Genomic DNA, 12751 nt, shown 5'->3' with positions numbered 1-12751 from the left:
CGAATCTGAGCAAGGAAGAAGTGGGACCACATGGCGAGCCGGGCCCGGGAACTCCTGGATCGATCACGCGTCCTGCTGGACCGCTCGCGGGTCGCTGCCGCGCAGTACCTCACCGCGCCGCCGAAGCACCCCGGGTACGAGCCCACGGCCGGGCCGGCCATCGCGGAGCTGTCGCGGCCCGAGGTGATCACCCCCGAGGACACGCGGAACGAGGGCGTGCTGGCCGAGATCTGCGCCAGTGTCGCGCTGCGTGACCTCAACCTGCTCGACCAGCTCCTCGCGCGGCTCGAAGAACTCGAAGCGGGGGAGGAGGACCACCACCGCCTCGCCGAGCTCTACCAGCTCGACCACCTCGCCACGCGGTTGCGGCGCAACGCCGAGAACCTGCGCGTGCTGGCCGGGCAGGACACCGCCGACGACGCCGCCCGCGCGACCTCGGTGCTCGACCTCGTGCGCGCCGCGATGTCCTCGATCGACCACTACGCCCGGATCACCATCGGCCGCGTGGTGAACCTCGGGGTCGTCGGCTTCGCCGCCGAAGACCTGGGCCGGGTGCTCGCCGAGCTGCTCGACAACGCCGCCAACCAGTCCTCGCCCAGCTCGCCGGTGCACGTCAGCGCGCACTTGACCGAGCAGGGCAGCGTGCTCGTCCGGATCGAGGACGAGGGCATCGGCATCCCCGCCGACCGCGTCGACGGCCTCAACCGGCGGCTGGCCGCGGGCGGCGACCTCGACGACGCCTCGGCGCGGCACATGGGCCTCGCCGTCGTCGCCCGCCTCGCCGCGCGGCACGACGTCAGCGTGCGCCTGGACCGGCGCAGCCCGCACGGCACGGTCGCGACCGTGCTGCTGCCCACCGGCGTGGTCACCGAGCTCGCCGACAACGCCTGGTCGGGCGCCCGGACCGTCACGATCGAACCGGCGAAGACCGGCGGCGAGCCGGTCGCGGCCGGCGGGCTGCCGCGCCGCCGCCCGGGTGCCTTCCCGCGGGAGGAGCCCGCGCCGGTGCCGCGCAAGCCCACGCCCCGGCCGCGGCCGGTCGAGCGGGCCACCGGCGGCACCACCGCCAACGGCCTGCCGCGGCGCGTGCCCGGCAGCATCCGCGGTGCCGCGCCCGAACCGCCACCGCCGCCCCCGGCCGCGGAACCGGCGGCGAACGGGCACGAGCAGCTGCTCGCCGACCTCGGCGCCTTCGCCGACGGCGAGCGGGCCGCGCGCGCCGAAAACCACCAGCAGGACGAAACGCCCGGAGGAACCGGCTCGTGAGCGCCCACCACCCGGCACCGGCGAACTTCGCCTGGCTGCTCGACGACTTCGTCCGCAAGGTGCACGGCGTCAGCCACGCGCTGATCATGAGCGTCGACGGCTTCCCGCTCACCGCGTCGGACTCGGTCGGCGATGCGGAGGCCGAGCAGCTGGCCGCGATCGCCAGCGGCCTGCTCTCGCTGGCCGGCAACAGCGCCGCGTTGTTCGGGAAGGGCGCCTGCGAGCAGATCATCATCCGGCTCACCCACGGCTACTTCCTCTTCATGGGCATCGGCTCCGGTGCCGGGCTCGCGGTGCTGACCACGGGCGACGCGGACATGAAGGTGGTCGCCTACGAGATGACCCAGTTCATCACCAACGCCGGCCACGCGCTCACCCCCGAGGTGCGCGCCGAACTGCGCCAGGTGCTCACCGCGCGCCGGCCGCGGGTGTGATGGGCGTGCCCGAGGAGGTGATCCCCGTGTCCGAGAAGGACACCGCCTTGCCGCGGCGCAGCCGCCGGATCCGGGCGTACGCGCTCACCGGCGGCCGCACCAGCACCCGCCACCAATTGCTGGTGGAGACGCTGGTTTCGGTCCCGCAGTACGACCCGGCGCTGAGCGACACGCTGATGCCCGAGTCGCGCTCGCTCTACGAACGCGCCCGCGTGCGGTCCTCGATCGCCGAGCTGTCGGTCGGGCTGGACCTGCCGCTGGGCGTGGTGCGGGTGCTGATCGGCGACCTCGCCTCCCAGGGCGCGGTGTTCGTCCACCCCACCGCGCACGCCTACCACCACGACACCAACGTGCTCGAGAGGATCCTTGATGGGCTCAAGCGGCTCCCCGCCTGAGGGCGATCTGCTGACGATCTCCGCGAAGATCGTCGTCGCCGGGGGCTTCGGTGTCGGCAAGACCACGTTCGTCGGCGCGGTGTCGGAAGTGCCGCCGATGAGCAACGAGGCGTGGATGACCGAGGCCGGCGAAGGCGTCGACGACATCCCGCCCGGCGGCAAGTCGACCACGACCGTGGCGATGGACTTCGGGCGGATCACGCTGCGCCCGGACCTGCTGCTGTACCTGTTCGGCACGCCGGGGCAGGCGCGGTTCTGGTTCCTCTGGGACGACCTGAGCCGCGGCGCGCTCGGCGCGGTCGTGCTCGTCGACACCAGCCGGATCGACGAGTCGTTCGCGGCGATCAACTACTTCGAGAACGACTCGGAGCTGCCGTTCGTGGTCGCGGTCAACCAGTTCGAGGGCATGCCGGTGCACGACCTCGACGAGGTGCGGGACGCGCTCGCCCTCGACCCGAGCGTCCCGCTGGTCACCTGCGACGCCCGCGACCGGGCTTCGACCATCGCCACCCTGACCGAGCTGGTCGGCCACACGCTGTCCCTCGCCGTGCTGTCCGGCCCGCGCGAGCTGGCCGGCAGCGTCCCGCAGGCCTGAACGAGGAGAGAAGAGCTTCATGCGCAGAGTCCTGATCGTGGGCGCCGGCCAGTCCGGGCTGCAGCTGGCCCTCGGGCTGCTGGCGAAGGACTACGACGTCACGGTGATGTCCGCGCGGACGCCGGAGGAGATCCGGGCCGGGCGGGTGATGTCGACGCAGTGCATGTTCAACGACGCGCTGCAGCACGAGCGGGACCTCGGGCTGAACCAGTGGGAGGACGAGACCGTCCGGGTCGAGGGCCTCGGCGTGTCGGTGGCGGCGCCGGACGGCGGCCGCGCGCTCGACTGGTTCGCCGAGCTCGACCACTACGCGCAGTCGGTCGACCAGCGCGTGAAGATGGCGGGCTGGCTGGAGCTGTTCGAGGACCGCGGCGGCAAGCTCGTCATCCACGGCGTGATGACGTCCGAACTGGACGCGCTGTCCCGGCTCTACGACCTGGTGATCGTCTCGGCCGGCAAGGGCGAGCTGGTCCAGCTGTTCGACCGCGTGCCCGAGCGGTCGCCGTACACGAAGCCGATGCGCGCGCTCTCGCTGGTCTACGCCCACGGCGTGCGGCCGCGGCCGGAGCACCCGGACAAGCAGGCCGTGCGGTTCACCATCGTGCCCGGCGTCGGCGAGCTGTTCATGATCCCGGCGTACACGCTGAGCGGGAACTGCGACATCCTCTTCTTCGAGGGCGTCCCGGGCGGGCCGTTGGACTGCTTCGGCGACCACCCGGCACCGGCCGAGCACTTCACGCGGCTGCTCGACCTGATGCGGCAGTTCGTGCCGTGGGAGTACGAGCGCTGCCGCGACGCCGAGCTCACCGACGGCAAGGCGGCGCTGGCCGGCGGGTACACGCCCGTCGTGCGCAACCCGGTCGGCATCCTGCCGGGCGGGGCGCGGGTGCTGGGCATGGCCGACGTCGTCGTGGCGAACGACCCGATCACCGGGCAGGGCTCGAACAACGCGAGCCACTGCGCGGCGACCTACCTGACCGCGATCCTCGAGCACGGCGACCGGCCGTTCGACGCGGAGTGGATGGACGCCACGTTCGAGCGCTACTGGGAGTACGCCCGGCACGTCACCGAATGGACCAACGCGCTGCTCCTGCCGCCGCCTCCGCACGTGCTCCAGATCCTCGGCGTCGCGGGGCAGAACCCGGCCGTGGCCCGCAGGTTCGCCAACGGGTTCACCGACCCGACCGACTTCCAGCACTGGTTCCTCGACCCCGCCAAGTGGGAGAAGTACCTGGCAGAGGTCTAGATCGGACTGTCGCCGGGGGACGATTCGGGCTACGGTAACTACCGAGCGTGAAGACGATCTCGGAGGTGCGTGGCATGCGGGCGATGTGGAAGGGCTCGGTGTCGTTCGGGCTGGTCAGCATCCCGATCCAGCTGTACGCGGCCACCGAGAACAAGAACGTCTCGCTCCGCCAGGTGCACGAGGCCGACGGCGGCCGCATCCAGTACAAGCGGTTCTGCACGATCGACGGCGCCGAGGTCCCGTACCCGGAGATCGCCAAGGGCTACGAGCTGCCCGACGGCGAGATGGTCGTGATCACCGACGCCGAGATGGCCGAGCTGCCGCTGTCCTCGCAGCGCACGATCGACGTCCTGGAGTTCGTGCCGCTGGAGTCGATCGACCCGATCCAGTACGACCGGACCTACTACCTGGAGCCGCAGAAGAACGCGGTGAAGCCGTACGTCGTGCTGCGGGACGCGCTGCACAAGTCGAGCCAGGTGGCCGTCGCGAAGGTCGCGGTCCGGCAGCGGGAGAGCATGGCGGTGCTGCGGGTGCACGCCGACGTGCTGGTGATGACGACGATGCTGTGGCCGGACGAGGTCCGCGAACCCGACTTCCCGTTCCTGCGCGACGACCCGCCGCAGATCCGCCCGCAGGAGCTGTCCATGGCCGGCTCGCTGATCGACTCGCTGGCCGAGCCGGTGTTCGAGCCGGAGAAGTACCACGACCACTACCGCGAGGCCCTCGAGGAGATGATCGAGGCCAAGGTCGCGGGGGAGGAGACGACCAAGCCCGCCGCGGTCACCGCGAAGGCGGACGTCGTCGACCTGATGGCGGCACTGCAGGCCAGCGTCGACGCGGCGAAGAAGTCGCGCGAGTCCGCTTCGGACGCGTCCACTTCGGAGGCGTCCGAGGAGGACGGGTCCGATGAGGACGCGAAGCCGGCGGCGAAGAAGAAGCCGGCCGCGCGGAAGCGGGCGCCGAAGTCCGCGTGAGCCCCGGACGGGTGGTCGCGCCGACACGCCGTCCCGGTCCCGGGCCCGCCCGCTTCCCGGTGGTACCAAGGACTCATGGAGTGTGCTTCGTGTGAGGCCCGGATCGACCACTGCCACGGCACGCTGGTGGTGCACCCGGAACGCGGGTTCGCCGAGTGCACCGACACCGCGTGCGCGGACCCCGATCGGGTGCGGCACGCGCTGATCGTCGACTGCCCGGCCCCCGGCGGCTGCGCCTGCACCGCCGCACCGGAGAAATCGTTGCTGCGCCGAGCTTCCTGAGCCTCCCGCCAGGATCCGCGAAGGCCTTCCCGCCGGGTGCCACGCGCCGGCCGGGGAGGCCTTCGTGGCGTTAGGACAGTCAAAGCGGTAACACGATCGTGTATGCAGCTGTGTACACGGGCTTGGCGATGTGCTAACACTAACGAGGTCCTTCGGCTCTCCCTCCCCCTCGGAGCCGGAGGACCCCTTATTTTGCGACGTGGGAAGCGGCACTCGCCCGGATCGGGCGCGCGCTGTCCGACCCGACCCGCTGCCGGATCCTGAGGGCGCTCGACGGTCCTGCCTACCCGGGCCGGCTGGCGGCCGAACGTCTCGAACCACCTGTCGTGCCTGCGCGGCTGCGGGCTCGTCGTGGCCGGCTACGAGGGGCGTCAGGTGCGGTACGAGATCGCGGACGCGCGCCTGGCCCGCGCGCTGCGGGAGCTCGTCCACGTCGTGCCGGCGGTCGAACCGCGGGACGAAGGCGAGCCGGCATGACTCGATTCCTTGATCTAAGTCGCCTCCGTGGCCGCGGTCTCCTGGCAGTTTTCCGGTGAGGACCCGGAAAAGCGCGAACGGCGGGCACTGAAAATGATCGCCCTGTCGTTTTTCGCGCTCGCGGGTTACGTCACGGTCGAGGCCGCAGGCACATTCTTCGGCGGTGCCGCGCCGGAAACCTCACGCACGGGAATCGTGCTCGCGGCGGTTTCGCTCGCCGTGATGCCCATCCTGGCCGCGGCGCAGCGCCGGGCGGGAGCTGGGGTCGGCCGGCGCGGTCGCGGATTCGCGGCAGACTTTGCTCTGCGCTTACCTTTCCGCGGTGCTGCTGGCGGGGTTACCGCTCAACGCCCTGTTCGGCTGGTGGTGGGCCGATCCGGCGGTCGCGCTCGCGATCGCCGTGGTGGTGCGAGAAGGCCGAACGGCCTGGCGCGGTCAGCATTGCTGCTGACGCGCCAGGCCGCGGGCCGTTCATTCATCAGTACCAGTGCGCACGTCCACCGATCCGGCGGCCGGTGCCGCCCAGGATGGCCAGTGCCACGCCGGCCACCGCGAGGATGATGCCGATGGTGTAAAGCACCGGGATACCCACGATGAACCCGATGATCAGGAGAATTACACCGAGAACGATCACTTTGACACACACTCCTTCGCATGGGTTCCGTCCGGCATGCCGGCCGGGCGGATGCGCTGTCACGGGGAGGATGGCCACTTTCGCGCTTCGGCAAACTGCGTCAAACGGAGCAATCTCGGATCAGTACCGGTAGTGATCGAGCTTGTACGGACCTTCGACGTCGACCCCGATGTATTCCGCCTGCTCCTTCGTGAGCTTGGTGAGTTTCACACCGAGTGCGTCGAGGTGCAGGCGGGCCACCTTCTCGTCGAGGTGCTTCGGCAGCCGGTGGACGTCGGTGGTGTACTCGCCGGGCTTGGCGAACAGCTCGATCTGCGCGATCGCCTGGTTGGTGAACGAGTTCGACATCACGAACGACGGGTGGCCGGTCGCGTTGCCGAGGTTCATCAGGCGGCCTTCGGAGAGCACGATGATCGCGTGGCCGTCCGCGAAGGTCCACTCGTGCACCTGCGGCTTGATCTCGTTCTTGACGATGCCCGGCAGCTTCGCCAGCCCGGCCATGTCGATCTCGTTGTCGAAGTGCCCGACGTTGGCGACGATCGCGTTGTGCTTCATCCGGCTCATCTGGTCCGCGGAGATGATGCCGAAGTTGCCGGTGGTGGTGATGAAGATGTCCCCGGTGGCGACCACGTCGTCGAGCTCGACGACGTCGAGCCCGTCCATCGACGCCTGGAGCGCGCAGATCGGGTCGATCTCGGTGACCGAGACCCGGGCGCCCTGGCCGCGCAGCGCCTCGACCGCGCCCTTGCCGACGTCGCCGTAGCCGCAGACGACGACGCGCTTGCCGCCGATCATCACGTCGGTGGCCCGGTTCAGACCGTCCACAAGGGAGTGCCGGATGCCGTACTTGTTGTCGAACTTGGACTTGGTCACGGAGTCGTTGACGTTCATCGCGGGGAAGAGCAGCTCGCCGTCCTTGGCGAGCTTGTAGAGCCGCTTGACGCCGTTGGTCGTCTCCTCGGTGACGCCGCGGATCTCCTTGGCCATCCGGGTGAAGCGGTCGCCGTCGGCGGCCAGGCTCGTGCGGAGGGTTTCCAGGACGATCCGGTACTCCTCCGGGTCCTCTTCGGACGGTTGCGGGACGGCGCCCGCGGCTTCGAACTCGACGCCCTTGTGCACGAGCAGGGTGGCGTCGCCGCCGTCGTCGAGGATCATGTTCGGGGCCTTCCCGCCGGCGAAGGCGAAGAGCTGGTCGGTGCACCACCAGTACTCTTCGAGCGTCTCGCCCTTCCACGCGAACACCGGGGTGCCCGACGGCGCGTCGACCGTGCCCTCGGGACCGACGACGACGGCCGCGGCGGCCTCGTCCTGGGTGGAGAAGATGTTGCAGGACACCCAGCGCACCTCGGCGCCGAGCGCGACCAGTGTCTCGATCAGCACGGCGGTCTGCACCGTCATGTGCAGCGACCCGGCGACGCGCGCGCCCTTGAGCGGCTGGCTGGCGGCGTACTCGCGGCGGATCGCCGTCAAGCCGGGCATCTCGTGCTCGGCCAGCCGCAGCTGCGTGCGGCCGGCTTCGGCGAGGGAGAGGTCGGCGACGGCGAAGTCGAGACCGTTGCGGCGTGCGAGTTTGTCACTCATTCCTCGAGCTCTTTCCTGAGGCTGGTTGCGGAGCGCGCGGGAGGACTCACCGGGGTGACGGCGGACGGCTGTGACACCAAAAAAGGCACCTCCCTCGCGGGAGGCGCCCTTGGATGCGTGTCGCGGGCCGAGCGTGGCGGAAAGAGTTCCGTCGCAGCGCCTCTCGGCCCGGGACCCAGGATGGCAAAGCCGCCGGGAAGCTGTCAAGCGAGCGAAAGGGCCATGAGAACGTCGTCGACATCGGTGCCGTCGATGCGGAATTCCCCGCGCAGCACGCCTTCCACGACGAACCCCGACCGCTCGTAGACCCGGCGGGCGGCGGCGTTGTGACCCAGCACGCGCAGCGTCAGCTTGCGGGCCCCGCGCCGGCGCGCCTCCGCCGCGGCCGCGTCCACCAGCCGTCCCGCGATGCCGAGGCCCTGGCGGTCCGGGTCGACGGCGAGCCCGCCGACCACCAGCACGTGCGCGTGGGCCGGGATGCCGAACCCCTCGGCGAGCCGGACGTACCCGGCGACGACGTCGTCGTGCTCGGCGACGAGGAAGTTCTCCGGCCGCGCGCCCTCGTCGAAGAACGGCGTGCCGGGCGGCGGCGGGGGAGCGGGGGACACCGTGGAGTCCCACGTGCGCTCGTCGATCTTGGCGAGCGCGGCTTCGTCGCCGGCTCGGGCCGGCCGGACGGTGGTCGTCACGAAAGTTCCTTCCAGGCTTCTTCGACGATCCCGGCCAGCTCGCGGGGGTCGCGGTTGCCCTCGGCCGAGATGCTGCGCAGCGTGACGGTCAGGTCCGGGCCGCTGCGCTGGCAGTGGGTGACGAACGACCGGTCGGGGTCCGGCGTCGAGCCCGCGGCCGCGGCGTCGTTGTGGACCAGGCACTGCACGGCGCCGACGCGCACCAGTTCGGTGCTCGGGGCGGCCAGGCCGAGTTCCTCGGCGTCCTCGTACGGCGCCACCAGCTCCGGTGACCCCGCGCGCACCGCGATCAGCTGGAAGCTGCGTTCCAGCCGGTCGTCCTGGTACTGCTGCACCACCGCGCCCGCGCCGCCGTAGGCCGCCGACGTCCGGGCGGCCGTTTCCCGGTCGGCTTTGTCGACGCGGGCGACCTGGACCTTGCTCTTCTCCACGTCGAACTTCGCGAGCGTGTCCTGGGTGCGGCCGAGCCCGCCGAGGCTCGAGGGCACGCTCAGCGCGCGCCCGCTCGGCCCGCCGAGCAGGGTCAGCGCCAGCCACGGCACGCCGACCAGCACCGCGCCGACGATGACCCCGATCAGGCCGGCGAACACGGGGTGGGCGAACGGCGAGCGCCGCGGCGGCGCCGGGGCGGCGGGGATCTCAGCGGTCACCCGGGCATCGTGGCGGAACCGGGCAATCGGTGCGAAGGGAATTCCGCCGTCAGTGCCTCAAACGAGATGGGCGCGCCGCCAGATGCCCTCCGACCGGCCGCCGATCAGCCCCGCGTCGCGCAGGAACGGCACGATCTTCTCGGCCATCCAGCGGCGCGTTTCGTGGAAGTGCGGGTTCGCGAGCGCCGCGGCCCGGCCCTCGCGCGGGTCGATCCCGACGCTGCGGTAGATCCGCGGGTCGACCATGCTGTCGATGACGCCGAACGCGACGAGCGCGGTCCGCACCCGGTGCCGCCGCAGGCTCGCCTTCGACAGCTTCGGCGTCTCCCGCAGCACCTCTTCCTTGGCGAAGCGGACGTGCCGCGCCTCCTCGACGACGTGGATGCGGTTGACCGAGCGGATCAGCGGCTGGATGCCGTCGTCGTCCATCATCGAGCGCTGCAGCCGGTCGGTGGTCTCTTCGGCGACGAGCACGCTGGCGAACATCGACGGGCCGGCCGCCGTCGCGCCGAACACCTTGGCGGCGCGGTGCACCACCTTCGGGACGCCGTAGCGCGGGACGCCGAGCCGCTCGGCGGTGCGGGCGAACATCACCGAGTGCCGGGTCTCGTCGCCGATCTCGGTCATCGCGTACTGCGCGTGCTCGCTGCGCGCGTCCAGGTCGAAGACGTACCGGGCGAGCAGCTGCATGAGGACGATCTCGAACCACAGGCCGACGCTCATGATGCTGGCGATCTCGTGCTTGGACAGCTCGATCCGCTGCTCCGGCGTCAGCCTCGCCCACAGCTCGGTGCCGTAGAGGGAGACGCGCTCGAGCGGCATGTAGGCCTTGCCCTCGGCGAGCGGCGCGGCCCAGTCGATGTCGACGTAGGGGTCGTAGGAGTTCTTCGCGGAGCTCTTGAGCAGACGAGCCGCGGTGACGTCCCGGTCCTGGGCCTCGACGCCCATGGCGGCCTCCGGAAAGTAGGGGGTACGCGATGTACTAGTTACTTCGGCGAGCGTACACCGGCGCGCGGGACTTGAGTAGGCTTCCCGGGTGACCAAGGTCGACGGACGGGCGGCGCGCTGGGCGGGCCAGCAGGAACGGCGGCGCGCGGAGTTCGTCGACGCGGCGCTGGCGGCCATCGCCGAGCACGGCCCGGAGGTCTCGACGGAGCAGATCGCCGAGCGCGCCGGCGTGGCCCGCACCCGGCTCTACCGCCACTTCGCCGACGCGGCCGACCTCCAGCGCGCCATCGCCGAGCGCGCGGCCGAGCTGGTGACGGCCGAGCTCGCCCCGCTGTGGCACCCGTCGGGCTCGCCGAACGAGATGATCTCGGCGGTCATCTCGACCCACCTGCGCTGGCTCACCGAACACGTCCACCTGCACCGCTACCTGCTGCGCACCGGCCCGGGCACGACGGACGTCCGCGGCACGATCGCCCGCCACCTCAGCGGCCTGTTCTCGGGCTACCTGACGGCGTTCGGCCTCGACCCGGCCCCGGCGGACACGATCGCGTTCGGCCTGGTCGGCTACGTCGAGTCGGCGACGACACGGTGGCTCGACCACCCGGGCACGTTGAGCTTGGCGCAGCTGACGGACCAGCTCACGGGCACGATCTGGGCGATGCTGGACCACACGCTGAGGGCCGGCGGGGTGGAAGTGGACCCGGACCGGCCGTTGCCGCTGCCGGAGGAGTTCTAGGTTTTCTGTCCGGGAGGTTGGTCAGCCGGGTGATGGGTGGCTTGCGGGAAGCGGGCGTGGGCCCAGCCCTCGCCAGGGTCTGGTGGAAGCGCTCGATCTTGCTGTTGGTCTGTGGCTGGTGGGGCCGGGTTCGTTTCGGGGTGGTGCCCAGCTCGGTGCAGGCCTCGCGCCAGGCCGGGGACCAGGCGCTGTTGTCCGATGACACGCGTTCGACGGTGACGGTGTGGTCGGCGAATCAGGTGAGCGCGCGGTGGAGGACACCGACGGCGGTGTCGGCTTTCTCGTCGGGGATGGTGCCGAACTTGGTGACGTCGATGCGGGACAGGCGGTTGCCGCGGTCGGTCATCCCGGTCACGCCTTCGGTGCGGTAGCGGTCGGCCCATTTGCGGGCGGTTTCGTTGGTGACCATGAACATCTTCGCCGCCGCTGTGCAGGTCCAGCCCTGCTCGACGACACGAAGGCCTCCGGTGGGTGAAGCGGTTCCTCAACAGCTCCACTTCGCCTCCGAAGGCCTTCACAACTGGTCCTCGTCCTCCCGGACGAACTCGGCCCGCACCCCCAGCAGCCGTACCGCGCGGGTCAGCTCGAACATCCCCAGCACCTCGCGCGCCGCCCGGTCGATCTCCGCCGCGTCCGAGGTCGGCTCCGGCAACGTGATGCTGTGCGTGTGGGTCAGGAACGGCACGAACCGCACCTTGACCGCGATCCGCGCCGCCGGGCGGCCCTCCTCCAGGACGTCCTGGGTGACCCGCTTCGCCAGCGCCGAGACCTCCGCCGCCATCTGGGCCGGGTCGGTGAGGTCGCGCTGGAACGTCGTCTCGCGGCTGCGGGAGCGCGCGACGTACGGGGTCGCGCTGACGTCCGCGTCGCTGATGCCGCCGCCGAGCAGCCGCAGCCACGGCCCGGTCTTCGGGCCGAACCGCGCGGCCAGCGCCGCCGCGTCCGCGCCCGCCAGGTCGAGGACGGTCTCGATGCCCAGCTCGGCCAGCTTCTTCGCCGTCTTGCCGCCGATGCCCCACAGCGCGTCGGTCGGGCGCCCGGCCATCACGGCCCACCAGTTCTCCTGCGTCAGCCGGTAGATCCCGCCCGGTTTGCCGAAACCGGTGGCGAGCTTGGCCCGCAGCTTGTTGTCGCCGATCCCGACCGCGCACGACAGGCCGGTCTCGCGGGCCACGGCGGCCTTCAGCTCGGCCGCGAGCGCCTCGGGGTCGTCGGCTTCCGCGCCGAGGAACGCCTCGTCCCAGCCCAGCACCTGCACGACGACCGGGAACTCCCGCAGCACCGCCATCACCCGCGCCGACACCTCGAGGTAGGCGTCCGGGTCACTGGGCAGGAAGACGGCGTCCGGGCAGCGCTTCGCCGCGAGCCGCAGCGGCATGCCGGACTGGATGCCGAACTCGCGGGCTTCGTACGAAGCGGTCGCGACGACGGCGCGTTCGGTGGGGTCGCCGTTGCCCCCGACGACGACGGGCTTGCCCGCGAGCTCCGGGTGGCGGGCGACCTCGACCGCGGCGATGAACTGGTCGAGGTCGACGTGCAGGACCCACTTCACGGGCCCAGTCTCGCCTCAGACCCGGTGCCGCGCCACGTGGGTCCAGACGGTGCCGGTGAGCGCGATGATCCCGCACAGCGTCACCCCGGGGTCGGGCAGGACCAGTCCCACGACCAGCAGCGTCACGGCGACGACGTCGAGGAAGATCAGGAGGGTGCTCCGGAGCGCGCGCGACTTCGGCCGCTTGCCGTCGCGCAGCGCGGTGGCCAGATCGGGGTCGCTGAGCTCGAGACTGCGCTCGATCTTCTCGAGCTCGGTGCGATCGTGGTGACTGAGCATCGGGGTACTCCTT

At 71.0% G+C, this 12751-nt stretch carries 15 protein-coding genes, 3 pseudogenes and 1 riboswitch; of the genes and pseudogenes, 10 read left to right on the top strand and 8 right to left on the bottom strand.

Annotated features, from left to right (window positions below; genetic code table 11):
* The first annotated feature begins 30 nt into the window (after window positions 1-30).
* The 9 genes and pseudogenes from MUY14_RS16520 to MUY14_RS16480 form a co-directional block, all read left to right on the top strand.
* The gene (locus MUY14_RS16520; RefSeq protein WP_247023895.1) at window positions 31-1266 is read left to right on the top strand and encodes a sensor histidine kinase KdpD; all 1236 of its coding nucleotides are present in this window, start codon (window positions 31-33) and stop codon (window positions 1264-1266) included.
* Complete coding sequence (locus MUY14_RS16515; protein ID WP_247023894.1) at window positions 1263-1700, top strand: roadblock/LC7 domain-containing protein; 438 nt, start codon at window positions 1263-1265, stop codon at window positions 1698-1700. The genes MUY14_RS16520 and MUY14_RS16515 overlap by 4 nt, the downstream gene beginning before the upstream one ends.
* Window positions 1700-2095 (top strand): DUF742 domain-containing protein, encoded by a 396-nt coding sequence (locus MUY14_RS16510; RefSeq protein ID WP_396126812.1) that lies wholly within the window; start codon window positions 1700-1702, stop codon window positions 2093-2095. The genes MUY14_RS16515 and MUY14_RS16510 overlap by 1 nt, the downstream gene beginning before the upstream one ends.
* Window positions 2070-2690, top strand: coding sequence for an ATP/GTP-binding protein (locus tag MUY14_RS16505; protein WP_247023893.1), 621 nt, complete (start codon window positions 2070-2072; stop codon window positions 2688-2690). The genes MUY14_RS16510 and MUY14_RS16505 overlap by 26 nt, the downstream gene beginning before the upstream one ends.
* Window positions 2691-2709: 19 nt before the next feature.
* Window positions 2710-3936, top strand: coding sequence for a styrene monooxygenase/indole monooxygenase family protein (locus tag MUY14_RS16500; RefSeq protein ID WP_247023892.1), 1227 nt, complete (start codon window positions 2710-2712; stop codon window positions 3934-3936).
* Between the two features lie 74 nt (window positions 3937-4010).
* Window positions 4011-4910, top strand: a complete 900-nt coding sequence (locus MUY14_RS16495) for a Ku protein (RefSeq protein WP_247025151.1) — start codon at window positions 4011-4013, stop codon at window positions 4908-4910.
* A gap of 75 nt (window positions 4911-4985) precedes the next feature.
* A complete protein-coding gene (locus MUY14_RS16490) occupies window positions 4986-5192 on the top strand; it encodes a hypothetical protein (RefSeq protein ID WP_247023891.1) in 207 nt (68 codons plus the stop codon).
* 221 nt (window positions 5193-5413) lie between these two features.
* Window positions 5414-5669: pseudogene (locus MUY14_RS16485) on the top strand (ArsR/SmtB family transcription factor).
* A gap of 18 nt (window positions 5670-5687) precedes the next feature.
* Window positions 5688-6120 (top strand): annotated as a pseudogene (locus tag MUY14_RS16480) (cation transporter); the annotation flags it as partial.
* 27 nt (window positions 6121-6147) lie between these two features.
* Here the strand turns inward: MUY14_RS16480 and MUY14_RS16475 are convergent.
* The 5 genes from MUY14_RS16475 to MUY14_RS16455 all read right to left on the bottom strand — a co-directional run bounded on the left by MUY14_RS16475 (window position 6148) and on the right by MUY14_RS16455 (window position 10171).
* The gene (locus MUY14_RS16475) at window positions 6148-6303 is read right to left on the bottom strand and encodes a hypothetical protein (RefSeq protein WP_086678182.1); all 156 of its coding nucleotides are present in this window, start codon (window positions 6301-6303) and stop codon (window positions 6148-6150) included.
* 120 nt (window positions 6304-6423) lie between these two features.
* On the bottom strand, window positions 6424-7884 hold the full coding sequence (ahcY, locus tag MUY14_RS16470) for an adenosylhomocysteinase (protein WP_247023890.1): 1461 nt from the start codon (window positions 7882-7884) through the stop codon (window positions 6424-6426).
* Window positions 7885-7978: 94 nt separating this feature from the next.
* Window positions 7979-8055: riboswitch (S-adenosyl-L-homocysteine riboswitch) on the bottom strand.
* 32 nt (window positions 8056-8087) lie between these two features.
* The gene (locus MUY14_RS16465; RefSeq protein WP_247023889.1) at window positions 8088-8573 is read right to left on the bottom strand and encodes a GNAT family N-acetyltransferase; all 486 of its coding nucleotides are present in this window, start codon (window positions 8571-8573) and stop codon (window positions 8088-8090) included.
* Window positions 8570-9223 carry a hypothetical protein gene (locus tag MUY14_RS16460; RefSeq protein ID WP_247023888.1) on the bottom strand — a complete coding sequence of 218 codons (654 nt, stop codon included), beginning with the start codon at window positions 9221-9223 and terminating at the stop codon, window positions 8570-8572. The genes MUY14_RS16465 and MUY14_RS16460 overlap by 4 nt, the downstream gene beginning before the upstream one ends.
* Before the next feature lie 57 nt (window positions 9224-9280).
* On the bottom strand, window positions 9281-10171 hold the full coding sequence (locus MUY14_RS16455) for a diiron oxygenase (RefSeq protein WP_247023887.1): 891 nt from the start codon (window positions 10169-10171) through the stop codon (window positions 9281-9283).
* A gap of 88 nt (window positions 10172-10259) precedes the next feature.
* Between MUY14_RS16455 and MUY14_RS16450 the strand changes: the two genes are divergently transcribed.
* Complete coding sequence (locus MUY14_RS16450) at window positions 10260-10907, top strand: TetR/AcrR family transcriptional regulator (protein ID WP_247023886.1); 648 nt, start codon at window positions 10260-10262, stop codon at window positions 10905-10907.
* Window positions 10908-10967: 60 nt separating this feature from the next.
* Here MUY14_RS16450 and MUY14_RS16445 read toward each other — a convergent pair.
* The 3 genes and pseudogenes from MUY14_RS16445 to MUY14_RS16435 all read right to left on the bottom strand — a co-directional run.
* Window positions 10968-11361: pseudogene (locus MUY14_RS16445) on the bottom strand (helix-turn-helix domain-containing protein); the annotation flags it as partial.
* A gap of 60 nt (window positions 11362-11421) precedes the next feature.
* Entirely contained in the window at window positions 11422-12459 is a 1038-nt protein-coding gene (locus MUY14_RS16440; RefSeq protein ID WP_247023885.1) for a DNA polymerase IV, read from the bottom strand.
* A 15-nt stretch (window positions 12460-12474) separates the two neighbouring features.
* A complete protein-coding gene (locus tag MUY14_RS16435; RefSeq protein ID WP_247023884.1) occupies window positions 12475-12738 on the bottom strand; it encodes a DUF3040 domain-containing protein in 264 nt (87 codons plus the stop codon).
* Window positions 12739-12751: the final 13 nt, after the last annotated feature.

It is taken from the genome of Amycolatopsis sp. FBCC-B4732, from assembly GCF_023008405.1.
GTDB classification, from domain to species: Bacteria; Actinomycetota; Actinomycetes; order Mycobacteriales; family Pseudonocardiaceae; genus Amycolatopsis; species Amycolatopsis pretoriensis_A.
Note: the sequence above shows the minus strand (reverse complement) of the source record. Positions and strands in the feature narration are given on the sequence as shown.